General features: G+C 69.7%; 19 protein-coding genes. 13 read left to right on the forward strand and 6 right to left on the reverse strand.

The features are described 5' to 3' along the window. Window positions 1-113 precede the first annotated feature (113 nt). Both glgX and treY read left to right on the forward strand, forming a co-directional pair. Window positions 114-2,198, forward strand: a complete 2,085-nt coding sequence (gene glgX, locus AC1HFH_RS18355) for a glycogen debranching protein GlgX (protein WP_480244017.1) — start codon at window positions 114-116, stop codon at window positions 2,196-2,198. Next, window positions 2,195-4,624 (forward strand): malto-oligosyltrehalose synthase, encoded by a 2,430-nt coding sequence (gene treY / locus AC1HFH_RS18360; protein ID WP_480244018.1) that lies wholly within the window; start codon window positions 2,195-2,197, stop codon window positions 4,622-4,624. The genes glgX and treY overlap by 4 nt, the downstream gene beginning before the upstream one ends. On the opposite strand, the gene AC1HFH_RS18365 is transcribed toward treY, so the two are convergent. After that, window positions 4,595-4,840 (reverse strand): hypothetical protein, encoded by a 246-nt coding sequence (locus AC1HFH_RS18365; RefSeq protein WP_480244019.1) that lies wholly within the window; start codon window positions 4,838-4,840, stop codon window positions 4,595-4,597. The genes treY and AC1HFH_RS18365 overlap by 30 nt on opposite strands. 115 nt (window positions 4,841-4,955) lie before the next feature. Between AC1HFH_RS18365 and AC1HFH_RS18370 the strand changes: the two genes are divergently transcribed. Next, the gene (locus AC1HFH_RS18370) at window positions 4,956-5,396 is read left to right on the forward strand and encodes a nitroreductase family deazaflavin-dependent oxidoreductase (RefSeq protein ID WP_480244020.1); all 441 of its coding nucleotides are present in this window, start codon (window positions 4,956-4,958) and stop codon (window positions 5,394-5,396) included. 69 nt (window positions 5,397-5,465) lie between these two features. Then, window positions 5,466-6,818 (forward strand): threonine ammonia-lyase IlvA, encoded by a 1,353-nt coding sequence (gene ilvA / locus AC1HFH_RS18375; RefSeq protein WP_480244021.1) that lies wholly within the window; start codon window positions 5,466-5,468, stop codon window positions 6,816-6,818. Window positions 6,819-6,875: 57 nt separating this feature from the next. Here ilvA and AC1HFH_RS18380 read toward each other — a convergent pair whose 3' ends face one another. From AC1HFH_RS18380 to AC1HFH_RS18395, 4 genes are all read right to left on the reverse strand, one after another. After that, window positions 6,876-8,129: a serine hydrolase domain-containing protein gene (locus tag AC1HFH_RS18380; protein WP_480244022.1), complete on the reverse strand. Its 1,254-nt coding sequence runs from the start codon at window positions 8,127-8,129 to the stop codon at window positions 6,876-6,878. Between the two features lie 41 nt (window positions 8,130-8,170). Continuing rightward, window positions 8,171-9,955 (reverse strand): malto-oligosyltrehalose trehalohydrolase, encoded by a 1,785-nt coding sequence (treZ, locus tag AC1HFH_RS18385; RefSeq protein WP_480244023.1) that lies wholly within the window; start codon window positions 9,953-9,955, stop codon window positions 8,171-8,173. Between the two features lie 68 nt (window positions 9,956-10,023). Further along, the gene (locus AC1HFH_RS18390) at window positions 10,024-10,878 is read right to left on the reverse strand and encodes a TIGR03619 family F420-dependent LLM class oxidoreductase (protein ID WP_480244024.1); all 855 of its coding nucleotides are present in this window, start codon (window positions 10,876-10,878) and stop codon (window positions 10,024-10,026) included. A gap of 94 nt (window positions 10,879-10,972) precedes the next feature. Further along, window positions 10,973-12,802: a hypothetical protein gene (locus AC1HFH_RS18395; RefSeq protein ID WP_480244025.1), complete on the reverse strand. Its 1,830-nt coding sequence runs from the start codon at window positions 12,800-12,802 to the stop codon at window positions 10,973-10,975. A gap of 136 nt (window positions 12,803-12,938) precedes the next feature. On the opposite strand from AC1HFH_RS18395, the gene AC1HFH_RS18400 reads away from it, so the two are divergent. Then, on the forward strand, window positions 12,939-13,556 hold the full coding sequence (locus tag AC1HFH_RS18400; RefSeq protein WP_480244026.1) for a class I SAM-dependent methyltransferase: 618 nt from the start codon (window positions 12,939-12,941) through the stop codon (window positions 13,554-13,556). Between the two features lie 27 nt (window positions 13,557-13,583). Here the strand turns inward: AC1HFH_RS18400 and dnaE are convergent, their stop codons facing one another. Continuing rightward, the gene (gene dnaE, locus AC1HFH_RS18405) at window positions 13,584-17,123 is read right to left on the reverse strand and encodes a DNA polymerase III subunit alpha (RefSeq protein ID WP_480244027.1); all 3,540 of its coding nucleotides are present in this window, start codon (window positions 17,121-17,123) and stop codon (window positions 13,584-13,586) included. Between the two features lie 140 nt (window positions 17,124-17,263). Between dnaE and AC1HFH_RS18410 the strand changes: the two genes are divergently transcribed. The 8 genes from AC1HFH_RS18410 (at window position 17,264) to AC1HFH_RS18445 (ending at window position 26,041) form a co-directional block, all read left to right on the forward strand. Continuing rightward, a complete protein-coding gene (locus tag AC1HFH_RS18410; RefSeq protein WP_480244028.1) occupies window positions 17,264-18,451 on the forward strand; it encodes a sensor histidine kinase in 1,188 nt (395 codons plus the stop codon). 75 nt (window positions 18,452-18,526) lie between these two features. Continuing rightward, window positions 18,527-19,312, forward strand: a complete 786-nt coding sequence (locus AC1HFH_RS18415; protein ID WP_480244029.1) for a LytR/AlgR family response regulator transcription factor — start codon at window positions 18,527-18,529, stop codon at window positions 19,310-19,312. After that, window positions 19,309-19,674, forward strand: a complete 366-nt coding sequence (locus AC1HFH_RS18420; protein WP_480244030.1) for a hypothetical protein — start codon at window positions 19,309-19,311, stop codon at window positions 19,672-19,674. The genes AC1HFH_RS18415 and AC1HFH_RS18420 overlap by 4 nt, the downstream gene beginning before the upstream one ends. A gap of 4 nt (window positions 19,675-19,678) precedes the next feature. After that, window positions 19,679-21,445 carry a sodium/solute symporter gene (locus AC1HFH_RS18425; protein ID WP_480244031.1) on the forward strand — a complete coding sequence of 589 codons (1,767 nt, stop codon included), beginning with the start codon at window positions 19,679-19,681 and terminating at the stop codon, window positions 21,443-21,445. A gap of 142 nt (window positions 21,446-21,587) precedes the next feature. After that, entirely contained in the window at window positions 21,588-21,944 is a 357-nt protein-coding gene (locus AC1HFH_RS18430) for a DUF485 domain-containing protein (RefSeq protein ID WP_480244032.1), read from the forward strand. Beyond that, window positions 21,941-23,584: a solute symporter family protein gene (locus AC1HFH_RS18435; RefSeq protein ID WP_480244033.1), complete on the forward strand. Its 1,644-nt coding sequence runs from the start codon at window positions 21,941-21,943 to the stop codon at window positions 23,582-23,584. The genes AC1HFH_RS18430 and AC1HFH_RS18435 overlap by 4 nt, the downstream gene beginning before the upstream one ends. 82 nt (window positions 23,585-23,666) lie before the next feature. Continuing rightward, entirely contained in the window at window positions 23,667-25,616 is a 1,950-nt protein-coding gene (gene acs / locus AC1HFH_RS18440) for an acetate--CoA ligase (protein ID WP_480244034.1), read from the forward strand. Between the two features lie 23 nt (window positions 25,617-25,639). Then, window positions 25,640-26,041: a QcrA and Rieske domain-containing protein gene (locus tag AC1HFH_RS18445; RefSeq protein WP_480244035.1), complete on the forward strand. Its 402-nt coding sequence runs from the start codon at window positions 25,640-25,642 to the stop codon at window positions 26,039-26,041. Window positions 26,042-26,050 lie beyond the last annotated feature (9 nt).

Here is a 26,050-nt window from a genome sequence, read left to right on the forward strand (position 1 = left end):
GCGCGCCGCCGTGGCCGCGCACGACAGCTGCCCACCGCACAGCAGGCACGCACCGCCACCGTGGCTCGGCGATACGATCGGCACGCGCCGCCGGTCGCGCTACTGTCGTCGGCATGGTCCTGCCCGATTTTGCACCCGGTGTCGTGGGGGCACCAAGGGTCCGTCCGGGTGAGCCCTGCCCCCTCGGCGCTACGTTCGACGGCGCCGGAACGAATATCGCCGTCTTCTCCTCGGTCGCCACCGCCATCGACCTGTGCCTGATCGACGCGGCCGGCCGTGAGGAGCGGATCCGCCTGGACGAAATGGACGCCGGTGTGCGGCACGGCTTCCTGCCCGGCGTCGGCCCCGGGCAGCGGTACGGATTCCGGGTGCACGGCCCCTACGACCCGGCGCAAGGACTGCGCTGCGATCCGGCGAAGCTACTGCTCGACCCCTACGGCAAGGCGTTCGAGGGCACCGTTTCCGCCGATCCGGCGCTGTACCTGCCCGGCGCGGATACGCGCGGGCACACCATGACCGCGGTGGTCGTCGACCCGGCGTTCGACTGGCGCGGTGACCGGCCGCCCCGACATCCCCGGCACGAAACGGTGCTCTACGAGGCACATGTCAAGGGAATGACCATGACCCATCCGGCCGTGCCACCGGAGTTACGCGGCAGCTACGCCGGGATGGCGCATCCGGCGATCATCGAACACCTGCGGAAGCTGGGCGTCACCGCGGTCGAGTTGCTGCCGGTCCAGCAGTTCTGCCACGACCGGCTGCTGCGGGACCGCGGCCTGCGCAACTACTGGGGCTATCAGAGCATCGGATATTTCGCCCCGCACAACGAATACGCCGCCGGCGCCGACCCGGTCGCCGAGTTCAAGGCGATGGTGCGCGAGCTGCACGCCGCGGGAATCGAGGTGATCCTGGATGTGGTCTACAACCACACCGCCGAAGGCAACCAGTTCGGTCCGACCCTGAGCCTGCGCGGGTTCGACAATGCCGCCTACTACCGCCTCGTCGATGACGATCCCGAGCACTACCGCGACTTCTCCGGCACCGGGAACACCCTCGACGTGCGCCGGCCGCAGGCCGTGCAGCTGATCATGGACTCATTGCGGTACTGGGTACAGGAGATGCACGTGGACGGGTTCCGGTTCGACCTGGCCGCGGCGCTGGCCCGGGACCCGGGTGTCTCGTTCTTCGACCTGGTGCGACAGGATCCGGTCCTCGGCCGGGTCCGGCTGATCGCCGAACCGTGGGATGCCACCGGAGACGGCTACCGGGGCGGCACACTCACGGCGCCCTGGGCCGAATGGAACGACCGATTCCGGGATACGGTCCGCGACTACTGGCGGGGTACCCCGGGCGTACTCGGCGACTTCGCGGCCCGGCTCACCGGCTCCGCCGACCGGTACGGCCGGTCCGGGCGCGGGCCCGCGGCGGGGGTGAACTTCGTGACCGCCCACGACGGCTTCACCCTGCGGGATCTGGTGTCCTACAACCACAAACACAACGGCGCCAACGGCGAGCAGAACCGGGACGGCGAAACCCGGAACCGCTCCTGGAACGGTGGTATCGAGGGGCCGACCACCGATCCGGAGGTCCTGGCACTGCGCGCCCGCCGGCAGCGGGCCCTGCTCGCCACCCTGCTGCTGAGCCAGGGCACGCCGATGCTGTCGCACGGCGACGAACTCGGCCGCACCCAGTACGGCAACAACAACGCCTATTGCCAGGACAACGACCGATCCTGGATCGACTGGTCGCCCGAATCGATCGATATCGATCTGCTCGACTTCACCCGGGAGGTGATCGCCCTGCGTACCGCGCACCCGGTGTTCCGGCGGGACCGATTCCCCGTCGGCGGCGAAGTCCGGTGGCTGACCCCGGCCGGCGCTACGATGACGACGGCCGACTGGCACAACGGTTTCGGCCGGGCACTGACCGTGCTACTCGACGGGTCCGCAATTCCGGAGCCGGGGCCGGGGGGCGGACCGATCGTCGACGACACGTTCCTGCTGTGCTGCAACGCCCACGATGCCGCCCTCGACTTCGTCCTGCCGGATCCGCCCGGCGACGCACCGTGGTCGGTGGCGCTGGACTGCTCCGTACCGGACGGGCGGACCGACCTGCGGCTGCCCGGCGGCGCCGTGCTCACCGTGCCCGACCGCTGCCTCATCGTCCTGAACCACACCGCAGGATCGCCGAATCGATGACCGAGACCGCCACCTACGTGACCGACCCGCTGACCCTGCTGCACCGGGCGCCGATCCGGCCGACCACGGTACGCAGCACCTACCGGCTCCAGCTGCGTCCCGACGGGCTGACCTTCGCCGATGCCCGGGCCATCGCCGAATACCTGCAGCAGCTGGGTATCTCGCATCTCTACCTGTCGCCCGTGATGACCGCGGTACACGGGTCGACCCACGGCTACGACGTGACCGACCCGACGTCGGTCTCCGCCGCGCTCGGCGGGCCCGGCGGATTCAAGGCGCTGTCGGACGAAGTGCGCAGCCGCGGTATGGGACTCATCGTCGACCTGGTGCCCAATCATGTGGGTGTGGCCGACCCGCAGCAGAACCCCTGGTGGTGGGACGTGCTGCGGCACGGCCGCGATTCGCGGTACGCACACTATTTCGACATCGATTGGAGTCCGGGCAACGGAGCGGGCGGACGGCTGGCCCTGCCGGTGTTGCAGAGCGAGAACGATCCCGCCGCGCTGACGGTCGACCGGTCCGGACCGGAACCGGTGCTGGCCCTGCACGATCTGCGCTTCCCGATCGCGCCCGGCACCGACGGTGACCATGCGCTGCGCATCCACGATCGCCAGCACTATCGTCTGGTCAGCTGGAAGGCCGGGGTGTGCACGTATCGGCGGTTCTTCGCGGTGAGCGACCTGGCCGCGCTGCGCCAGGAGGACAACGAGGTCTTCGACGCGACCCACCGGGAACTGGCCGCATGGTGCGAGCACGACCTGATCGACGGGGTGCGCGTCGATCACCCCGACGGCCTCAGCCACCCCAGCGCCTACCTGTCCAAACTGCGTCGGGTGATCGGCCCGCACCGGTTGCTGCTGGTGGAGAAGGTGCTGGCCGACCGGGAGCCGCTGGACGCCACCCTGCCGGTCGACGGCACCACGGGCTACGACGCGCTCGCCGATCTCGGCGGGGTGCTGATCGACCCGGCCGGGGAGGCAGCCCTTACCGAGCTGTCCCAGCAGGTGATCGGCCACGGCAGCGACCGTTCCTGGGTCGGTGAGACCGAGCACCGGATCAAACGCGCGGTCGCCGAGACCATCCTCGCGCCGGAGATCCGCCGCCTGGTCGCCGCGATCAAGCGGGACGGTAATGCGGCGAGCTTCGACACTCTGGCGCTGACCAATGCCACCATCGAGGTGCTGTCGTTCATGCCGGTGTACCGCGTCGACTACGCCCCGCTCGCCGGGGTCGCCGCCGCCGTGGTCGCCGAGGTCGAGAAGCGCAACGCCGAACTCACCGCGCCGCTGTCGGTGCTGGTGGCCGCGCTCACCGCCGGTGGTGAGGCGACCACGCGGTTCGGCCAGGTGTGTGGTGCGATCACCGCGAAGGCGGTGGAGGACACGATGTACTACCAGGCCGCCCGCCTGGTCTCGCTGCAAGAGGTGGGCGGCAGCCCGGCCCGGTTCGCCACCACCGTCGGCGAATTCCATCTGGCCAACAGCGAACGCGCGCAGCGCTGGCCGGCCACGATGACCACCCTGTCCACCCACGACACCAAACGCGGTGAGGACGTCCGCGCCCGGATCGGGGTGCTCGCACAGGTCGCCGATGCCTGGGCCGACCGAGTCCCGGGCTGGCTGGAACAGACCCCGGCGCCGGACGGTGCGACGGCACTGTTCCTGCTGCAGAACATGTTCGGCGTCTGGCCGGCCGACGGCCGCCCGGCCTCGTCGGTTCCCGGCCTGCGCGTGCGGCTGCACCGGTTCGCCGAGAAGGCGATCCGGGAAGCGGGGACGAAGACGTCCTGGGAGGAGCCGGACGCCGAGTTCGAGCAGGCCGTGCACACCTGGGTGGATGCGGTGATCGACGGTCCGGTCGGCACCGGGATCGGGGATCTGGCCCATGAGCTGGCCCCGCACGCCTGGTCGGATGCACTGGCCCAGAAACTGCTGCAGCTGTGCGCACCGGGTATCCCCGACCTCTACCAGGGGTGCGAACTGTGGGAGGACTCGCTGGTCGACCCGGACAACCGGCGGCCGGTGAACTTCGCCGCGCGGGCCGCCATGCTGCAGTCGCTGACCGGCACGCCGACCCTGGACACCACCGGCGCCGCCAAACTGTGGGTGGTGGCCTATGCGCTGTGGTTGCGCCGGGAACGGCCGGAATGTTTCGTCGGCGGCGACTACCGGCCGCTGTATGCGAGCGGCGAGCACGCCCATCGGGTGGTGTCGTACGCGCGCGGCCCGGCCGGTGAGCCGCCGGAGATCATCGTGGCGGTCACCCGGTACAGCGTGGGGCTGGCCGCCACCGGGTGGACCGACACCACCCTGGTGCTCCCACCGGGCAACTGGACCGACCGGCTCACCGGACACGGCTACCAGCGGCGGGCACAGCTGGACCGCCTGTTCAGCCGGCTACCGGTGGCCCTGCTGGTGCGCGCGTAGCGCCGAGCGGCGGACCGGGGCGACCGCGAGGACCCAGCGGGCCGCGGCGGCCGCGGCGCCGGTGAGCACGGCCACCTGCGCCGATCCGGTGACGAGCAGCAGCAACGCAGCAACGAGCAGCCCGGCGACCAGTGCTTCCAGCTTGAAGACCGGCCAGGCAGTGCCCGCGAGGTCCACCGTCGCGGGCCGGGACGTCGAAGGGGTCACCACAGCCACCCCCACAGGATATACACACTCCAGAGTTCGGGCCACCTAACTCTTCCCGGTGGGAACAACACGCCGGGCACCGCGGGTTACCCGGTTGTTGCCGACCGACAGGAGAATGTGCACCATGCCACTGACTGGAGAATACGCACCGAGCACCTCCGAATGGGCCCGCGAACAGGCCGAGACCTACGAGAACTCCGGCGGCACCGCGGGCACCACCATGCAGGGCAAGCCGATCGTCCTGCTGACCACCCGCGGCGCCCGGACCGGCAAACTGCGCAAGACCCCGTTGATGCGGGTGGAACACGACGGCGAGTACGCCGTGGTGGCGTCGCTCGGCGGCGCCCCGAAGAACCCGGTCTGGTACCACAACATCAAGGCCGACCCGCATGTCGAGCTGCGGGACGGGACGGTGACCCGGGACTACACCGCCCGCGAGGTCACCGGCGCGGAGAAGGACCGGTGGTGGGAACGCGCCGTCGCCGCATGGCCCGACTACGCGGAGTACCAGAAGAAGACCGACCGCGAGATCCCGGTCTTCGTGTTGACGCCTCGCGCCGGCTGACGTCCGGCCGGCCGAACCGGCCACCACCCGCTGTGACCTCCGGGTCCGGCGGGTGGCAGCATATTCGGGGTGTCCCATTCCGTTGATGTCGCCACCGTGCCCGTGTCCCGTCCCCCGCTGACCGCGGACGAGATCGACGCCGCCGCGCAGCGCATTGCCGACATCATCGAGCCGACACCGTTGCAGTACAGCCAGCGGCTGTCCGAGCGCACCGGCGCGCAGGTCTACCTCAAACGGGAGGACCTGACCGCCGTGCGTTCCTACAAGCTGCGCGGGGCCTACAACCTGATGGTCCAGCTCACCGACGCCGAACGGGCCGCCGGTGTGGTGGCGGCGAGCGCCGGAAACCATGCACAGGGCGTGGCATTCGCCTGCCGGGTGATGCAGACCCGGGGCCGGATCTACGTGCCCACCACCACCCCGAAGCAGAAGCGGGACCGGATCCGCGTGCACGGCGGCGAATTCGTGGAGCTGATCGCCGTCGGCGAAACCTTCGATGCGGCCGCGGCGGCCGCCGCCACCGATGTCGCCCGGACCGGCGCGACGATGGTGCCACCGTTCGACGATCCGCGCACCGCCGCCGGACAGGGCACCATCGCCCGTGAGTTGCTGCAGCAGTTGGATTCCCCGCCCGATCTGGTGATCGTGCCGGTCGGCGGCGGCGGCTGCCTGGCCGGCATCGGCACCTATCTGAAGGAGCGGTCGCCGAAGACCGAGATCCTCGGTGTCGAACCGGCCGGGGCAGCCTCGATGACGGCTGCCCTGGTGGCCGGCGGGCCGGTCACGCTGTCGGAGATCGACCCGTTCGTCGACGGTGCCGCGGTACGCCGGATCGGCCGGGTCCCCTTCGACGCGATCACCGAGTTCGGTGGGCACATCCGCTCGCACGCCTCGCTCCCGCTGCTCACCACCACCGGCAACCGGTCGGGCACCGGATCGTTCTGGATGCGGGTGATCGACGAGGGTGCGATCTGTACCGCGATGCTCGAGCTGTACCAGAACGAAGGCATCATCGCCGAACCTGCCGGGGCGCTCGCGACGGCCGGGCTGGCCGACGCCGATGTCGACCCGGGTTCGACCGTGGTGGTCCTGGTCTCCGGTGGCAACAACGATGTGTCCCGGTACGGCGAGGTGATCGAACGGTCTCTGGTCCATCAGGGGCTCAAGCACTACTTCCTGGTGAACTTCCCGCAGGAACCGGGTGCGCTGCGCCGGTTCCTCGACGACGTCCTCGGACCCGACGACGACATCACCCTGTTCGAGTACATCAAACGCAACAACCGTGAGACCGGCACCGCCCTGGTCGGTATCGAGCTCGGCACCCCGGCCGATCTGGATCCGCTGATGTACCGGATCGAGCAGTCACCGATCCAGGCCGAACGGCTGGACCCGGATTCACCGGCCTACCGCTATCTGACCTGAGCCGGGTCCGGTCCGCTCGGCGCCGCCGACCCCGGCCGGCGCCGAGCGGTGCCGGGGTCAGGCCGCGGCAGCGAGCCGGCGATCCGCACTACCCATCGACCGGACACCGGCCATCACCAGTGGCAGCAGCCAACCGAGCGCCAGCTGGTCGTAGGGCAGCATCGCCTGGTCCAGGCGGTTGTGCACGAACCCCACGGCGATACCGGAATGCGGGTCGGCCCAGCCGAACGAGCCGCCCAGGCCGATATGGCCGAACCCGGCGCGGGCGCCCGGAACGGGCAGCGAATGGAAACCGAGACGCCACATCATCGGCAGGAAGAACAGTGCGTGGTCGAGCCGCCGGCTGCGGATCCGGCGGATCGCCGAACGGGTGTGCGGCTGCAGGTACGGGCTGCCGTCGACGGTGGTGGCCGAATCGTCGGCAAGTGCGGCATACATCCGGGCCAGCCCGGTGGCCGTGCACACTCCGTTGCCGGCGGGCATCTCGGTGTCCAGGATCGGCGGGTTCGGACCGTCCAGGATCGTGTCCAGACCGGGCAGGAACAGGCAGCGACTCGCACCGCCGAGCGGGCTGGGCAGCCGGTAACCGACATGTTCCAGGAAACCGGCCGTGACCGGATGCCCGAACAGGCTCAGATGCCGGCCTGCGAGACCGCCGAACCGGATGCCGCTGGATTCGGGCGGCCGACCCAGGTGGATGCCGTCGATGCCGAGTGGCTCGGTGACCTCGGTGCGGATCAGCTCGCCCATTCCCTGCCCGGTGACGGCGCGGGTGATGCCGGCCAGCAGCCAGCCGTAGGTCAGGGCGTGATAGGCCGGGGTGCCGAGCAGCCGGTCCGGCGCTGCCAGCGCGAGCCGGTCCTCCATCAGCTCGTGGTCGAGCACCTCGTCGGCACTGGTGGCGATCGCCGGTAGCGACGACAGCCCGGAGCGGTGGGTGAGCACATCCGCCACGGTGACGGCGCCCTTGCCGCGGGCGGCGAACCGCGGCCAGTACTCGGCGACGGGCGCGTGGTAGTCGATCAGCCCGCGATCGGCCAGCCGATGGACGACGGTGGCCGCGATGCCCTTGGTCGCGGAGAACACGATCGCGCCGGTGTCCGGAGTCCACGGCCGGTCACCGGCGCTGCCGGCGTGCAGTTCCAGCAGCGGGGCGCCGTTCCGGTAGACGGTGAGGGCGCCGCCGGCGCCGCGGCGATGTCCCAGCAGTGTGGCGAAAGTTCGCACCAGGGGGCCGAACTCGGGCGGCGCGTAACCGCCGGTGCCGGCCGGGAGGACGACGGTGTCCGCCCCGAAAGCGTCGTTGCTCATCGCTATACCGTACGGTGTAAGATTATCGATGGCAATGGTTGCTATCCGGCTGTGACCTCCGGACCCGGCCCGCTACCGGCGGTGAACACCTCGGCCGGCCGTGTGCCGTTCTCCAGGACAGCGAAGCTGTGCCCCGGAATCCGCGTTCCGGCATCGGCTTCCGTGGCCGGCGACCAGGCCAGCAGCACCCGCCCGTGCACCGGGACGACCACGGCGTCCTCGGACAGATTGCACGCCACCGTGATCGGTCCGCGACCCAGTACCAGCCAGCGGGCCGTCTCGTCGTAGTCCGCCCAGACCCGGTCCAGCCACGGATCGGTGAGTTCGGGCCGGGCCCGGCGCAGCGCCAGCAGCGCCCGGTAACAGGCCAGGATCCGGGAATGCGGCTCCCGTACCGGCTCCGACCAATCGAGAATCGATCGGGCGAAGGTGTCCGGGTCCTGCGGGTCGGCCACCTCGGCGGCGGACCAGCCCAGTGCCGCGCAGTCCGCGCGCCGCCCCGCCGTGGTCGCGGCCGCCACCTCCGGATCGGTGTGCGCGGTGAAGTACCGGAACGGCGTGCGCGCACCCCATTCCTCCCCCATGAACAGCATCGGCGTACCCGGTCCCAGCAGAATCAGCGCCGCCTTGATCGCCAGCTGCCCCTCGGTGAGATAGGCGGCGGGCCGGTCACCGCGGGCCCGGTTGCCGATCTGGTCGTGATTGCAGGTGAAGGCGATCAGCGCGCTGCCCGGGACCAGGTCACGAGGCAGCGGCCGGCCGTGTATCCGCCCCCGGAAAGCCGAATAGGTGGCGGCGTGGAACCAGCCGTGCACCAGGGTGTGCGCCAGACAGCCCAGCGATCCGAAATCGGCGTACCAGCCGTGCCGTTCACCGGAGACCGCGGAATGCACGGCGTGGTGCAGATCGTCGTTCCACTGGGCAGTCAGCCCGAACCCGCCCGCCGCCCGGGGCAGGATCAAGCGCGGGTCGTTGCTGTCACTCTCCGCGATCAGCGTCAACGGCCGGCCCAGGTGCGCCGCCAGGGACTCGGTCTCCACGGCGAGTTGCTCGAGCAGCGGTACGGCGGTGTCGTCGGCGAAGGTGTGCACGGCATCCAGCCGCAATGCATCGATGTGGAACTCGCGGAACCAGCGCAGCGCATTGTCGACGATATGGCGGCGCACGGTGTCCGAACCGGGACCGTCCAGGTTGATCGCCGCACCCCAGCCGGTGCTCGCCTCCGTGAGGTAGGGGCCGAACCTGGGCAGGTAGTTCCCGCTGGGACCCAGATGGTTGTAGACCACGTCCAGGCAGACCGCCAGGCCGCGGGCATGACAGGCGGTCACGAACCGGGCCAGCCCGTCCGGACCCCCGTATCCCTCGTGCACCGAATACCACAGCACGCCGTCGTAGCCCCAGTTCCGGTGGCCGTCGAAGGAATTCACCGGCAGCAGCTCGACCGTCGTCACACCCAGTTGCACGAGGTGGTCCAGGCGTTCGATCGCGGTGTCGAAGGTGCCGCCGGCGGTGAAGGTGCCCACATGCAGCTCGTAGAGCACCGACCCGGCGAACGAGCGGCCGGGCCAGCCGCGGTCGGCGGCGAGCTCCCGATCCGGATGATGGACGGCGGACCGGCCGTGCACGCCGTCCGGCTGGCGCGGCGACCGGGGATCCGGCAGCACCTGCGGGTCGTCGTCGAGCAGATAGCCGTAACGGGCCCCGCTGCCGGCCGGGTGGTCGCCCAGCCACCAACCGCCACCGGAGCGGATCATCGGATACACGGTCCCGTCCAGCTCCAGCCGGACCTGCCGCGCGGCCGGCGCCCACACCCGGAACTGCGTCATGCACTCAATATGACACGGCGCCGGCGATGGCGCGCGGCATCACCGGCGCCGCAGCGCTGCGGCTGCCGTCAGCCCGGCACTCCGGCGCGTTCGACATCGCGTCCGAGGCGTTCGATATAGCCACGCACCGTCGCCGAATCCCGGTCCGGGAGACCGAAGACCGTCTCGGTGACCCCCGCATCCGCCCACTTCGCCAGCCGACCGGCGTCGTATCGCCCCGCGAGCGCAATCACCCGGGGACTGCCCGACCGGCCGTGTTCCGCCCAGACCCGGTGCAGTAGTTCGATCTTGGCACCGAGGTCGTCTTCGCCGGGCGTGGTGATCCAGCCGTCGGCCTGCCGGGCCAGCCAGCCGAAGCTCTTCTCGGTACCGGCCGCACCCAGCAGCACCGGCACCCGGCCGACGGGTTTCGGCCACGACCAGGACGGGCCGAACTGCACGAACTCGCCGTGGTATTGCGCTTCTTCCTCGGTCCAGACGGCCCGCATCGCCTCGAGGTGTTCGCGGAGCACGGTGCGCCGTTTACCTGCCGGGACCCCGTGATCGGCGAGTTCGTCGGTGTTCCAGCCGAACCCGACACCGAGCTCGACCCGGCCGCCGGACAGATGATCCAGTGAGGCGATGGTCTTGGCGAGCGTGATCGGATGGTGCTCGGCGGGCAGTGCCACCGCGGTCGACAGGGTGATCCGCTCGGTCACGGCCGCGGCGGTGGCCAGTGCCACCCACGGATCGAGGGTGCGCATATAGCGGTCGTCGGGCAGGGTGGCATCCCCGGTCTGCGGATGCGCCGCGGTGCGCGCGACCGGAATATGGGTGTGCTCGGGGACATAGAGCGCATCGAGCCCGGCCGCTTCCGCTGCCCGCGCGGCATCCGCCGGAGTGATTCCCCGGTCACTGGTGAACAACACGATCCCGTGGCGCACGATCGGCCTCCTGCTTCGCCGGACTACTAGAACACGTTCTACCAGAGTCGGCGGACGCGGGGAAGACTTCGGCACCGACCGGACCGGCGCGACGCTATTCGAAGGCGGCCACCCCGACCGGACCGGCACCTACGCACAGGTCCAGGTCCGGGGTGAGCGACCGGATACGAAGCGTGTCACCGCTGCCGAGCAGCCGGACGAACACCGGGTGGAGCCCGGCACGGACGGGTACCTGAACTTCCCGGCCGCCGTCGAAGGACACTGCGATCCGGCCGTCCCGGTCGGCCAGATAGTTGAGCTGCGCCGTCCAGGACCGCATCGCCATCGGGCCGTCCAGAGGCAGCCGCAGCGAGGCGCCGGTGAGCCGGTGGCCACAGCCGGGTTCCGGACCGGCGACGATGCTGCGGTTCCACCACACCTGCGCCGGGACGAACCGGCCGTCCGGGGCGATCATCCGCAACCGTGGCGTGGAATCGGCGAACAGGCCCGGCGGTGCGATCGGGGCGAGGACCTGTTCCGCCCGGTTCTGCGGGTAGGTGAGCGGATTGAGAACCTGCCACGGCACCTCCTGTCCGAGCAGCGGGTCGCCGTCCCAGGCGGCCAGTTCCGCCTGTACTCCGGTCAGGTACGTCCGGGCCGGGCTCACCGACCACGACCGGGTGAAGGTCACCGTCGACCAGATACTCCCGGCGCAGCACACCACTGCGAGGGCCAGACAGGCCACGGCTTCCGGGCGCCGGACCGCCCGGCGCGGCGCGGCACGCAGGATCAAGGCGCACCCGACGGCGGCCGGCACGGCGACGTCGGCGTAGTACCGCAGTGACTGCACCAACTCCGGCGCGGTGCCCGGCCCGGAACGCAGCACCAGCACCGGGAGCAGCGCCGGCAGGGCATACATCGCCGCGGCCGCCCAGACGACGCCGACCCGCCGCCGCCACCGCATCGTTGCCACGACGAGAACGCCGAGCGCGGTCCAGCACGCCACCACCGCCCAGGCCGGCGGGTCCGCCCACGGCGTCGCCGGCAGCCAGCGCTCCCACTGCCACGGGCCGCCGAACAAGGCCGGAACCAGGCTCAGCGAGGTGGCGCTGTGCAGCAGTTCACCGAGCCCCGGGGCCCCATCCGCGGCGGCCGGCGGTCGCTGGGCCACCAGCAGATAGCCGGCGGCCCAGGCGAGCACGACGACCCCGCATGACGCCCACAGCGCGGCGGCCCGGTTCGCCACCGCGCGGATCGGTCCGCTCGTGCCGTCGACGTACCGGACCAGCACGGCCACCACGAAGGCGAACGGCACCACCAGCACCGCCTTCTCGAACGACAGCAGCGCCACCGCGAGTACCGCCGCCGCCGATCCGGCGTACCGGCGCCGTCCGGTGCCGATCATGCGCAGTACGTCGGCACTCACCCAGGCCATCGCCGCCTGCATCGGAAGCGTATTCAGCGCAGCGGTCCACCAGGCGAATGCGGGCAGGCCCAGTGGTACCAGCAGGTACAGGGCCAATGGCACGAGCAGCCGCCACCGGGGTCCGAGCAGAACCAGCAGCAGCCGCAACACCGCGACCGCGGCGATCGCCTGCCATACCAGCGCGGTGGCGGCCGCGGCCGGCCAGCTCAGCGGCGCGACCTCGGTGACCAGCCAGGCGGTGGCGAACACCAGCGGCATGAAGTGCCCGTCGTGGCTGTACCACAGCAGCTCCGCGGACCACAGCGGGACCGTGGCGGCCCGCCCGGTGAGGACCAGATCGTCCCAGTAGAAGTAGCCGGACCCGGCCACCCACCCGCGCAGCAGCAGCTGTCCCGCGATCAGGCCCAGGGCTGCACACAGCACCCGCCGCCCCGTCCGAACGGGTGCAGCCGGTTCTCGTTCCGCGCCCGCCGTCCGGACGTCCGCCACATCCACGCCCGCCAACGCTATCCTGTCCACCCCGGACATGCGACGACCGCAGATCGATTGCCGAATCCACCCACTTTTCGGCGCTGAATGATGATTCCGGGCAGTCGGGACAGCCGAGTGGGTGAAATCGGCAACCCTGCTGCGGCCCTGGTGCCACAGTGGTGTCGTGGGTGTCTACGACGATCATGTGGTGCCGCGGCTGGTGAATCTGACCTGCGGGATCGAACCGCTCCGCCCGCTGCGGGAACGGGTATGCGCCGGTTTGTCCGGCCGGATGGTGGAGATCGGGTTCGGGTCCGGGTTGAATGTGCCGTTCTACCCGGACGCGGTGACCTCGGTCTGCGCCGTCGAGCCGGCCGATCTCGGATGGCGGCTCGCGGGAAAACGCCTGGCGGACGCCCGGGTTCCGGTCGAACGATCCGGACTGGACGGGCAGGCACTGCCGTTTCCCGATGACAGTTTCGACAGCGCGCTGTCCACCTGGACGTTGTGCACCATCCCGGATGTGGCCACCGCCCTGGCCGAGGTGCGACGGGTGCTGAAACCCGGCGGCACCCTGCATTTCGTGGAACACGGACTCGCGCCGGCGGCCGATGCCGGGGTCCGCAGGTGGCAGCACCGGCTCACTCCGGTGCAGAAGCGGATCGCCGGCGGCTGCCACCTCGATCGCGATATCCGCGGGCTGATCGAGGAAGCCGGATTCACCGTCCGCGATATCGACGTGTTCTACGGCGAGGGGCCCCGATTCCTGGTCGCCCTGTCACTCGGCGTTGCGGTCGCCTGACCGGCCCACGGCCGGGGCGGCCCGGACTCACCCGGTGAGGCATCCCGGGCCGAGCAGCGCCTTCAGGTCGCCGAACAACGCCGACGACGGCGACACCCGCCAGCCGTCGTCCAGTTTGAGCAGGGTGGTCTTCTCCCGGGCACCGACATGCCGGACATGCACGTCGGAGGTGCCGGGATGCCGGTTCAGCACCTTCTTGAGCTCGCTGATCTTGTCCGGGGTGCACATCCGCGTGGTCATGGTGACCGACAGCGGTTTGGCCACACCGATCGACGACAGGTCCGGAACGGCGAGATCGTTGGCGATCAGCGAGATCCGGTCGTCCCGCACCGAGACCCGGGCCTTGATCAGCACGACGGCATCCTCGACGACATCCATGCCGTACACCGAGTACGCCTGCGGGAAGAACAGCACCTCGACCCCACCTGTGAGGTCCTCCAACTGCACCGACGCCCAGGCCAGACCGTTCTTGTTGATCCGGCGGTTCACCGAGGCGAGGATGCCGCCGATGGTCACCTGGGCGCCGTCCTTGACCTCACCCTCAAGGATGGCCGGGATGGGCGTATCGATCTGCGCGGCCAGCACATGCTCGACACCGTTGAGCGGGTGCCCGGAGACGTACAGGCCGAGCATCTCGCGTTCCAGCGCCAGCTTGTGCTTGGTGTCCCATTCCTCGTCGGGCACCTTCACGTCGAACACCGAGGACACCGATTCGTCGGCGTCCACCCCGCCGAACAGATCGAACTGGCCGACCGCCTCGGCCTTCTTGGTCGCCATCACCGCGTCGATCGCATCCGAATGCACCAGCATCAGGCCCTTGCGCGGATGTCCGAGCGAATCGAATCCGCCGGCCTTGATGAGCGATTCGGTGACCTTCTTGGTGCAGGCCACGGCGTCGATCTTGTTCAGGTAGTCGGAGAAGTCGGTGAACTTCGACTTCTCCTTGCGGGCGGCGATGATCGCGGAGACCACATTGGTGCCGACATTGCGGACCGCGCCCAGGCCGAACCGGATGTCGGTGCCCACCGAGGCGAAGTTGACCTCCGACTCGTTGACATCCGGCGGCAGTACGGTGATGCCCAGTTTGCGGCAGTCCGACAGGTAGATCGCAGCCTTGTCCTTGTCGTCGCCGACGGAGGTGAGCAGGCCGGCCATGTACTCGGCCGGGTAGTTGGCCTTCAGGTAGGCGGTCCAGAAGGACACCAGCCCGTACCCGGCGGCGTGCGACTTGTTGAATGCGTACCCGGCGAACGGGAGGATGGTGTCCCACAGCGCCTTGATGGCCGCCTTGGAGTAGCCGTTGTCCTGCATGCCCTTTTCGAAGCCCTCGAATTCGGCTTCCAGGACCTCGGCCTTCTTCTTGCCCATGGCGCGGCGCAGGATATCGGCTCGGCCGAGCGAATACCCGGCGACCTTCTGCGCGATCTGCATGATCTGCTCCTGATAGACGATCAGGCCGAAGGTGTCGGCCAGGATCTCCTTCAGGGGTTCCTCGAGTTCCGGATGGATCGGCTTGACCTCTTGCCGCCCGTTCTTGCGGTCGGCGTAGTCGTTGTGGGCGTTCATGCCCATCGGGCCGGGCCGGTACAGCGCCAGTACCGCGACGATGTCTTCGAAGCCGGTCGGCTGCATGCGGCGCAGCAGGTCGCGCATCGCACTGCCGTCGAGCTGGAACACGCCCAGGGTGTCACCGCGGGAGAGCAGTTCGTAGGTGGGCGGATCGTCGAGCGGCAGGTTGTCCATATCGAGATCGAGGCCGCGGTTGGCCTTGATGTTGTCCAGCGCGTCACCGATGACGGTGAGGTTGCGCAGGCCCAGGAAGTCCATTTTGAGCAGGCCGATGGCCTCACACGACGGATAGTCCCAGCCGGTGATGATCGCGCCGTCCTGGGCTCGTTTCCACACCGGGATCGCGTCGGTGAGCGGCTCCGAGGACATGATGACCGCGCAGGCGTGCACACCCGCATTGCGGATCAGGCCCTCCAGGCCGCGAGCCGTCTCGTAGATCTTGGCGACATCGGGGTTTGAGCCGATCAGCTCGCGGACCTCGGTGGCTTCCTTGTACCGCTCGTGTTCGGGATCCATGATCCCCGACAGCGGAATGTCCTTCGCCATGATCGGCGGCGGCAGCGCCTTGGAGATCTGGTCGGCGATCGCGAAACCCGGCTGGCCGAACTGGACGCGGGCCGAATCCTTCAGCGCGGCCTTGGTTTTAATGGTACCGAAGGTGATCACCTGGGCGACCCGGTCGCTACCCCATTTGTCGGTGGCGTAGCGGACCATCTCACCGCGGCGGCGATCGTCGAAGTCGATATCGATATCGGGCATCGACACGCGCTCGGGATTCAGGAACCGCTCGAACAGCAGCCCGTGCGGGATCGGATCGATGTTGGTGATCCCCATCGCGAACGCGACCAGCGAACCGGCCGCCGAACCACGCCCGGGACCGACCCGGATGCCGACCTCGTGTGCGTGGCCGATGAGGTCGCCGACGACCAGGAAGTAAGCGGGAAAACCCATTTCGATGATCACGCCGAGCTCGAACTCGGCCCGGTCGACGTACTCGCGCGGCACCCCGGCGGGGAAGCGGCGCTCCAGGCCGCGCATGACCTCCTTGCGCAGCCAGCTGGCCTGGGTTTCGCCCTCGGGCACCGGGAAGATCGGCATCCGGTCGCGGTGGGTCCAGATCTCCTCGTAGGACTGCACCCGCTCGCCGATCAGCACGGTGTTGTCACAGGCGCCGGGCACCTCGGCGTCCCAGAGCGCCCGCATCTCGTCGGCGCTCTTGAGGTAGTAGCCGGACCCGCCGAACTTGAACCGGTTCGGGTCCGAGAGCGTCTTGCCGGTCTGCACGCACAGCAGTGCCTCGTGGTTGGTCGACTCCGATTCGTGCACATAGTGGCAGTCGTTGGTGGCCAGCGGCGGGATACCGAGCTGCTTGCCGATGTCGAGCAGCCCTTCCCGGACCCGGCGTTCGATGGACAGGCCGTGGTCCATCACCTCGAGGAAGAAGTTGTCCTTGCCGAAGATCTCCTGCCACTTCGCGGCCGCCTCCAGGGCCTCCCGGTCGTGCCCGAGGCGCAACCGGGTCTGCACCTCACCGGAGGGGCAGCCGGTGGTGGCGATGATGCCCTCGGCGTGCTGCGCGATGATCTCTTCGTCCATCCGCGCCCATTTGCCGAGCTGGCCCTCGATGGAGGCGAGCGAGGACAGCTTGAACAGGTTACGCAGCCCGGCCGCGGTCTCCGCGACCATCGTCATATGGGTGTAGGCACCCGAACCGGAGACGTCGTCACCCTTCTGGCTCGGATCACCCCATTTGATCCGTTTGGTGTCGAACCGGGAACCGGGCGCGATATAGGCCTCGATGCCGATGATCGGCTTCACCCCGGCCGCGACCGCCGAGTTGTAGAACTCCGACGCGCCGTACATGTTGCCGTGGTCGGTCATGCCGACGGCCGTCATGCCGAGCCGGTTCGCCTCCGCGAACAGCGGCGATATCTTCGCCGCACCGTCGAGCATCGAGTACTCGGTGTGGTTGTGCAGGTGAACGAACGATCCGGCCAAGACGTTCTTCCTCCCAAGGTGTCGGCGAGGGTTGGCCCCGCGATTCTATGGGTTGCCGCCGACATTGCCGGCATCGCCACGAACCCGGCCGGGGGTGTCGTCCGGGCCTCGGCGTGTCGGACGACGGCGATAATCGGACCATGTCGATATCCGGTGGCACCGTGCCGGCCTGGGTGGTGGTGGCCGCCGCCGTGCTCGCGGTGCTCGTCGTCGCAGTTCCGGTGTGGCGGCGCACCCAGCGCCGGGTGACCACCCCGGCCCAGCGGGCCGCACATCAGGTACTGCATACCGCGGCCCTGGCCGCCGTCCCGCTGCGCCGCGGGCTCTCGGCGGCATCGGCCCGGGAGGCCGCGCCGCATCTGCGGACACTGGCCTCGGCCACCGCACTGGGCGTCACCGACGCCGAGGCGCAGCCGCTGGCCTGGGCCGGGCCGCGCACCGATCTCGCCGACGAGCTGGCGGCGGCGGCCCGGCGGTCGCTGGACGAGCAGCGGCCGATCCTGGTCGACGGCACGCACGGCAGCCTGATCGCGGTGCCGTTGCTGCTCGAGCAGGGTGCGCCGGTCGGCGCGCTGGGTGTGGTCACGCCGGAACGGCCCGGACCGGGCACGCTGGGTGCGGCCGCCGAGGTGGCCCGCTATGCGGCCGGACAGCTGGAACTGGCCGACCTCGACGCCTCCCGGGCCCGGCTGGACCGGGCCGAGGTCCGGGCGCTGCGGGCCCAGATCAGCCCGCACTTCATCTACAACGCGTTGAACACCATCGCCTCGTTCGTGCGGACGGATCCGGCCCGGGCCCGCGAGCTGATCCTGGAGTTCGCCGACTTCACCCGCTATTCGTTCCGCACCACCGGCGAGTACACGGTGCTGGCCGACGAACTGCGCAACATCGAGCGCTATCTGGCGCTGGAACGGGCCCGGTTCGGCGACCGCCTCGCGGTGCGGCTGCAGATCGCCCCGGAGGTGCTGCCGGTGGTGCTGCCCTTCCTGGCGTTGCAGCCGCTGGTGGAGAACGCCGTGCGGCACGGACTGGCCGGGCGGGGCGGCACGATCGATATCGTCGCCGCCGATGCCGGCACCGACTGCCTGATCAGCGTCGAGGACGACGGCACCGGCATGGACCCGGAGCTCTTGCGATCCGGCACGCTGGATGCGGTGGCCACCGGATCCGGCACCGGCGAGGCCGCCCATATCGGACTGGCCAATGTCGACGACCGGCTGCGGGCCGCCTTCGGCAACGACTACGGCCTGGTCGTGGACACCGCGCCCGGCGCCGGTACCAAGGTCAGCATGCGGATCCCGAAATTCCGGACCGGGATCCGGCCGTGACCACCACCGGCACCGGAACGCCGACGCGGCGGATACCATGAGTCCGCTGTGACGCAGGACACGAGAGGGGCCGGCATGCTTGAGGTGCTGGCCGTGGACGACGAGAAACCCGCACTCGACGAACTCGTCTTCCTGCTGCGCGAACAGTCGGCGGTCGGGCTCGTGCACCCGGCCCCGGATGCTGCCGACGCCCTGCGCATCCTGCGGGACCGGCCGATCGATGCGGTCTTCCTGGATATCAACATGCCCGGCCTGGACGGATTGGAACTGGCCGGGATCCTGGCGGCCTTCGCGGATCCCCCAGCGGTGGTGTTCGTGACCGCGCACGACGACCGGGCCGTGGCGGCCTTCGACCTCGGCGCGGTCGACTATCTACTGAAACCGTTGCGCAGCGAACGGCTCGCCGAGGCGGTCCGGCGGATCGGCGTCCGTGATCCCCGCGCCGAGCCGGCCACGGCCGCCGGCTCCCCGGGGCCGGCACCGTCCGCCGCCCCGGACGAGGTGATCCCGGTGGAGCTGGCCGGAGTCACCACCCTGGTGCACCGGTCCGAGGTGGCCTGGGTGGCGGCCGACGGCGACTACGCCCGGCTGCACACCCGCTCCGGTGCGCATCTGGTGCGGATCCCGCTGGCCGCACTGGAGACCAGATGGCGCGATGCCGGGTTCTTCCGGGTGCACCGCTCCTATCTGGTGGCGTTGCGGCTGGTGACCGGCCTGCGCAACGAGGGCGCGGCGACGGTGGTCTGCCTGCGGGGCGACGGCCGGGCCGAGCCGGTCGAGCTGCCGGTGAGCCGGCGTCAGGTCCGCGAACTGAAACAGCAACTCGTGCACGGTCCGCGCCGCCGGTGGAGTCGGCGATGATCGGACCACCGCGCCCGCCCCGGCAACGGGTGGTCCTCGCCGAACGCCGTGGCGCCCGGCCCGCCCGGACCCGCCGCGAGGTCGCCGACCAGACCGAATTGGGCACCGCATTCGTCGGTGGGCTGATCCGCGCCCAGCTGGGCCTGGCGCTGCGGCTGACCCTGGCGGTGGTGGTGCCGCTCGGCTCGCTGCCGCTGCTGTTCGGCATCGATGCGGTGGCCGAGTTCCGGATCGCCGGGGTCGCGGCACCCTGGCTGATATTGGGGCTCGGTGCACCGCTGCTGATCTATCTCGTCGGCCGGGGCTTCGTCCGGCTGGCACAACGCAACGAGGACGACTTCCTCGAGCTGGCCGGGGAATGACACCGTGACCACCTCGGCGGGTGCCACCGTGGTGCCGACAGTCGCCGCGCTGCTGCTGGTGGCCGCGGCGACGCTCGGTATCGGCCTCTACGGGGTCCGGGTCGCGCGGACCACCTCCGATTTCCTGGTGGCCTCGCGCAGTGTCGGGCCGCGCTGGAACGCCGCGGCGATCTCCGGGGAGTACCTGTCGGCAGCCTCGTTCCTCGGGGTGGCCGGCCTGATCGCCAAGTACGGTGCCGACGCCCTGTGGTATCCGGTCGGGTTCACTGCGGGCTACCTGGGCCTGCTGATGTTCGTGGCCGCACCGTTGCGCCGATCGGGCGCGTACACGGTCCCGGATTTCGCCGAGTTCCGGCTGGGGTCACCGCGACTGCGGCGCCTGTCGGCCGCGCTGGTGGTGCTGGTCTGCGCGATCTATCTGATCCCGCAGTTCCAGGGCGCCGGGCTGACCCTGCGGCTGCTGCTCGGGGTGCCCGAGTGGGTGGGCGCGGCGTCGGTCGGCGGCATCGTGCTGGCCAATGTGGTCGCCGGTGGGATGCGATCGGTGACCCTGGTACAGGCCTTCCAGTACTGGCTGAAACTGACCGCCGTAGCGGTTCCCGCGCTGGTCCTGGGCTGGCATTTCCTCGCGGCACCGGAGCCGGTGGCCGGGCCGGTGCCGCCCACCGTCACCGAGCGCACCACCGTCGACATCACCACCGACGTGGTGGTGCGCGTGGACGCACCACTGCCGGTGACCGTCTCCGGGATGCTGGACGGCCGTCCGCACGACGGCCGGATCCGGCTCACCCCCGGCGACCACGAACTCGCGGCCGGCACCACCCTGGAACTGGCTGCCGGTTCGGCGGTGCCGGTAGTGGCCGGCGCCCCGGCGACCGGCGCCGACTGGGCCCGGGCCGGCGGTGGTTTCGGCGGCGACCATCCGACCTATCAGGTGCTCTCCCTGATCGTGGCCACATTTCTCGGCACCATGGGGTTACCGCATGTGCTGGTGCGCTTCTACACCAACCCGGACGGCCGAGCCGCCCGGGCCACGGCGCGGGCGGTGATCGGCCTGGTGGCTGTCTTCTATCTGTTCCCGGTGCTGCTCGGCGTCTTCGCCAGGTTGTCCGTTCCGCAGCTGCTGATCACCGGTAACTCCGATGCGGCCGTCGTGCTGCTGCCCGGTGCGGTGCTGTCCGGGCCGGCCGGGCAACTGCTCACCGCCCTGGCCGCGGCCGGCGCGATCGCGGCATTCCTGTCCACCTCGTCGGGACTGCTGGTCAGCCTCGCCGGTGTCCTGAGCACCGATGTCCTGCGTGGCCGGATCCGGGATTTCCGAGTGGCTGCGCTGGCGGCCGGGATCGTCCCGCTGCTCGCGGCGCCCCTGGTCACCTCCCTGGACCTGTCCCGCACCGTGGCCCTGGCCTTCTCGGTGGCCGCGTCCACGCTGTGCCCGCTCCTGCTGCTGGGCATCTGGTGGCGCGGTCTGACCGTGGCGGGTGCGGCGGCCGGGATGCTGGCCGGTGGCTGCGCCGCCGGCGGTGCCACGATCGTCTCGGTACTGGGTGGCTTCGCGGGGCCGGACGGTGGCTGGCCGGCGGCGATCGTCGGCGCCCCGGCGGCGGTCAGCGTCCCGCTGGCGTTCGCGGTCACCATCGTGGTGAGCCTGTCGACCAGGCGGCCGGAACGGGCCGACATCACCCGCGCCTTCGTCCGGATGCACGCACCGGAACGGCTCGGCTTCGGCACCGATCGCGAGCCCGCCGACCGGACCGGACGGCACCGCTGAGCCGACCGTTCGTCGCGCAGCACCGACCGTTCACCGCACCGGCGGCCCGGTTCGCCGAGTGACCCGACACACACCGGTGGCTCACAGTGTCCGGGGTCATACCGTCGAGGAACTGCTGATCCACTCACGCTAGGACCCAGGCATGACCGAAACCGATCTCGACGACGCGCCCGACCGGCGCGGGCCGAGCGCCGCGGAATTCCTCGCCGCACAGGCCAGTCCGCAGTTCCAGGAGTTGCGAACCCGGCTGCGCCGGTTCGTGTTCCCGATGACCGCACTGTTCCTGTGCTGGTACCTGTGCTACGTGCTGCTGAGCACCTACGCACCCGACTTCATGGCCACGAAGGTGGCCGGAAACATCAATATCGGTCTGTTGCTCGGCCTGGGACAATTCGTCTCGACCTTCCTGATCACCTGGGCCTACGTCCGTTTCGCCGATCGTGAGCTCGATCCCCGGGCGGCAGCGATCCGGGAGCAGCTCGAGGAGGGCCCCGCATGAGCACCACCATTCTGTCGGCGTCGGACAGCACCGCGGGCAACCCGGTCGCCAATATCTCCATCTTCCTGCTGTTCGTCGCGATCACCATGGTCGTGGTCGTGCGAGCGGGCCGCAAGAACAGCGGGGCCGCCGACTATTTCACCGGCGGCCGGGGATTCAGCGGACCGCAGAACGGGGTCGCCATCGCCGGTGACTACCTGTCCGCCGCCAGCTTCCTCGGCATCGCCGGCGCGATCGCGATGTACGGCTACGACGGCTTCCTGTACTCCATCGGATTCCTGGTGGCCTGGCTGGTCGCCCTGCTGCTGGTGGCCGAGATGCTGCGCAACACCGGCAAATTCACCATGGCCGATGTGCTGAGTTTCCGGTTGAAACAGGGCCCGGTACGAACCGCGGCCGCCCTCACCACGCTGACCGTTTCGCTGTTCTATCTGCTGGCGCAGATGGCCGGCGCGGGCGGCCTGGTGGCACTGCTGCTCGACATCTCCGACCGCGCCGGGCAATCCGTCGTGATCGCGGTGGTCGGTGCGCTGATGATCGTGTACGTACTGGTCGGCGGGATGAAGGGCACCACCTGGGTGCAGATCATCAAGGCCGTACTGCTCATCACCGGCGCCGCCCTGATGACGGTGATGGTGCTGGCGAAGTTCGGCTTCGATCTCTCCGGCATCCTCGGTGCCGCCCAGAGTTCGATCGGCGAGTCGGCGAACGAGACCGTCGCCGCGCGCGATGTGCTGGCGCCCGGTGCGCTGTACGGCGCCGACGGCACCTCGAAACTGAACTTCCTGTCGCTGGGGCTGGCGCTGGTGCTGGGCACGGCCGGCCTGCCGCATGTGCTGATGCGGTTCTACACGGTGCCCACCGCGAAGGAGGCCCGGCGCTCGGTGGTGTGGTCGATCAGCCTGATCGGCGCGTTCTACCTGTTCACCCTGGTGCTCGGCTACGGCGCGGCGGCGCTGGTCGGCCCGGACCGGATCCTCGGCGCCGCAGGCGGCCAGAACGCTGCGGCCCCGCTGCTGGCCTTCGAACTGGGTGGGGTGCTGCTGCTGGGCATCATCTCGGCGGTGGCGTTCGCCACCATCCTCGCGGTGGTGGCCGGACTCACGATCACCGCATCGGCGTCGTTCGCCCACGATATCTACGCCAATGTCATCAAGAAGGGCCGGGTGGACGAGCACCGGCAGGTGCGGGTCTCCCGGATCACCGCCGTCGTGATCGGGGTGCTGGCCATCGGGCTCGGCATCCTGGCCAACGGCCAGAACATCGCCTTCCTGGTGGCGCTGGCATTCGCGGTGGCGGCGTCGGCCAACCTGCCGACCATCGTCTACTCGCTGTTCTGGCGGCGGTTCAACACCACCGGTGCGCTGTGGAGCATGTACGGCGGGCTGATCTCGACGCTGGTGCTGATTGTGTTCTCCCCGGCCGTGTCGGGTACCCCGACGTCGATGATCAGCGGCGCCGACTTCCACTGGTTCCCGCTGTCCAATCCCGGGATCGTGTCCATTCCACTGGCCTTCGTGCTGGGTATCGCGGGCACCTTGTTCGGGGGGCGGGGCGCCCCGGAGGATCCGGCCAAGGCCGCCGAAATGGAAGTGCGGGCGCTGACCGGCGTGGGCGCCGAGAAGGCGATCGCCCACTGACCGGATGGTCCCGGGTGGCCGTGCCCCCGCCCGGGACCATCCTGATTTCGTTGCTGTTTCCCTCATCACAAGGAGTCCCACCGTGACCGGTGCCGTCACCGAATCCGTCCAGCAGGCCGCGCAGGGCTATCCTCCGTCGCCGGAGTTCGCGGCCGCTGCCAACGCCAACGGCTCACTCTACGACCGCGCCACCGCCGACCGCGACGCCTTCTGGGCCGAACAAGCCAAACGCCTGCACTGGCACACCCCCTTCACCCGAGTCCTCGACTGGACCGACCCACCCGTCGCGAAATGGTTCGACGACGGCGAACTCAACGTCGCCTACAACTGCCTCGACCGCCACATCCACGACGGCCACGGCAACCAGATCGCCATCCACTGGGAAGGCGAACCCGGCGACACCCGCACCCTCACCTACCACGACCTGCACACCGAAGTCTGCCGCGCCGCCAACACCTTCACCGACCTCGGCCTGACCCCCGGCGACCGCGTCGCCGTCTACATGCCGATGGTCCCCGAAGCCATCATCACCATGCTCGCCTGCGCCCGCCTCGGCCTGCCCCACTCCGTCGTGTTCGCCGGCTTCTCCCCCACCGCACTACGCCAACGCATCGACGACGCCCAAGCCCGACTCGTCGTCACCACCGACGGCCAATACCGCCGCGGCACCCCCACCCCCCTGAAAACCGCCGTCGACGAAGCCGTCGACGGCGCCGCCACCGTCGAACACGTCCTCGTCGTCGACCGCACCGGCCTCGACACCCCGATGACCGACGGCCGCGACCTGTGGTGGCACGACACCGTCACCACCGCGTCACCCGAGCACACCGCCCAACCCTTCGGAGCCGAACACCCCCTGTTCATCCTCTACACCTCCGGCACCACCGGAAAACCCAAAGGCATCCTGCACACCTCCGGCGGCTACCTCACCCAAGCCGCCTACACCCACCACTACGTCTTCGACCACAAACCCGACACCGACATCTACTGGTGCACCGCCGACATCGGCTGGGTCACCGGCCACTCCTACATCGTCTACGGCCCGCTCGCCAACCGCGCCACGCAAGTCGTCTACGAAGGCACCCCCAACACTCCCACCCGACACCGCCACTTCGAGATCATCGAAAAATACGGCGTCACCATCTACTACACCGCCCCCACCCTCATCCGCACCTTCATGAAATGGGGCCGCGACATCCCCGACACCCACGACCTCACCTCACTGCGGGTCCTCGGCTCCGTCGGCGAACCCATCAACCCCGAAGCCTGGCGCTGGTACCGCACCGTCATCGGCAACAACACCACCCCCATCGTCGACACCTGGTGGCAAACCGAAACCGGCGCCATCATGATCTCCCCCCTCCCCGGCGTCACCGCCACCAAACCCGGCGCCGCCATGACACCACTACCCGGCATCAGCGCCCAGGTCGTCGACGACGACGGCAACCCCGTCATCCCGACCGACGACGAACCCGTGGTCGGCTACCTGGTACTCGATCGGCCGTGGCCGTCGATGCTGCGCGGCATCTGGGGCGACACGGACCGCTACCGCTCCACCTACTGGGAACGCTACGCCGAACAAGGCTGGTACTTCGCCGGTGACGGCGCCACCCTCGACACCGACGGCGACCTCTGGATCCTCGGCCGCGTCGACGACGTCATGAACATCTCCGGCCACCGCATCTCCACCGCCGAAGTCGAATCCGCCCTCGTCGCCCACCCCGCCATCGCCGAAGCCGCCGTCGTCGGCGCCACCGACCCCACCACCGGCCAAGCCATCGTCGCCTTCGCCATCCCCACCGGCAACAACACCCACACCCCCGACCTCACCAACCAACTCAAAGAACAAGTCGCCCGCGAAATCAGCCCCATCGCCCGACCCCGCGACATCCACATCGTCCCCGAACTCCCCAAAACCCGCTCCGGAAAAATCATGCGCCGACTCCTCCGCGACATCGCCGAAGGCCGCGAACTCGGCGACACCTCCACCCTCGTCGACCCCACCGTCTTCGAAGCGATCGCGCGCAGCTGACCGGTCCGGCTAGGCTCGGCACCATGACCACCGACCCCGTGCCGCCCCGGTTCGGCCGCCGCACCGTGCTGGCCGGGGCCGGTGCGGCCACCGCCACCGCCGCGCTGTCCGCGTGCTCGGGTGCCGAACCGGAGCCGGCCCAGCCGCCGGGCACAGTGCTCGCCCCCGCAGCCGACGTTCCGGTCGGCAGCGGCCTGGTCGTGGACGGCACGCTGATCACCCAGCCGGAGGCCGGTGTCTTCCGCGGGCTCGACCGGACCTGCACCCACGCGGGCTGCCAGGTCGGGGTCGCGGGTGCCGCACTCGCTTGCCCGTGCCACGGCAGCCGGTACGACCTGAACGGCGCGGTGACCAACGGTCCCGCGCAGCGGCCCCTCGCCGAACGCCCGATCCGGGTCGTCGACGGAGATATCGTCGTCGCCTGAGTGTTGCCC

This window comes from Nocardia sp. KT25-26, from assembly GCF_056627695.1.

What these genes read in the sequence shown, in the direction of transcription:
- AC1HFH_RS18410 (WP_480244028.1), top strand. Translation starts at nt 17,264, where the DNA reads ATGTCGATATCCGGTGGCACCGTGCCGGCCTGGGTGGTGGTGGCCGCC.
- AC1HFH_RS18380 (WP_480244022.1), bottom strand. Translation starts at nt 8,129, where the DNA reads ATGAGCAACGACGCTTTCGGGGCGGACACCGTCGTCCTCCCGGCCGGC.
- treY (WP_480244018.1), top strand. Translation starts at nt 2,195, where the DNA reads ATGACCGAGACCGCCACCTACGTGACCGACCCGCTGACCCTGCTGCAC.
- AC1HFH_RS18420 (WP_480244030.1), top strand. Translation starts at nt 19,309, where the DNA reads ATGATCGGACCACCGCGCCCGCCCCGGCAACGGGTGGTCCTCGCCGAA.
- AC1HFH_RS18445 (WP_480244035.1), top strand. Translation starts at nt 25,640, where the DNA reads ATGACCACCGACCCCGTGCCGCCCCGGTTCGGCCGCCGCACCGTGCTG.
- AC1HFH_RS18435 (WP_480244033.1), top strand. Translation starts at nt 21,941, where the DNA reads ATGAGCACCACCATTCTGTCGGCGTCGGACAGCACCGCGGGCAACCCG.
- glgX (WP_480244017.1), top strand. Translation starts at nt 114, where the DNA reads ATGGTCCTGCCCGATTTTGCACCCGGTGTCGTGGGGGCACCAAGGGTC.
- AC1HFH_RS18415 (WP_480244029.1), top strand. Translation starts at nt 18,527, where the DNA reads ATGCTTGAGGTGCTGGCCGTGGACGACGAGAAACCCGCACTCGACGAA.
- AC1HFH_RS18430 (WP_480244032.1), top strand. Translation starts at nt 21,588, where the DNA reads ATGACCGAAACCGATCTCGACGACGCGCCCGACCGGCGCGGGCCGAGC.
- AC1HFH_RS18370 (WP_480244020.1), top strand. Translation starts at nt 4,956, where the DNA reads ATGCCACTGACTGGAGAATACGCACCGAGCACCTCCGAATGGGCCCGC.
- treZ (WP_480244023.1), bottom strand. Translation starts at nt 9,955, where the DNA reads ATGACGCAGTTCCGGGTGTGGGCGCCGGCCGCGCGGCAGGTCCGGCTG.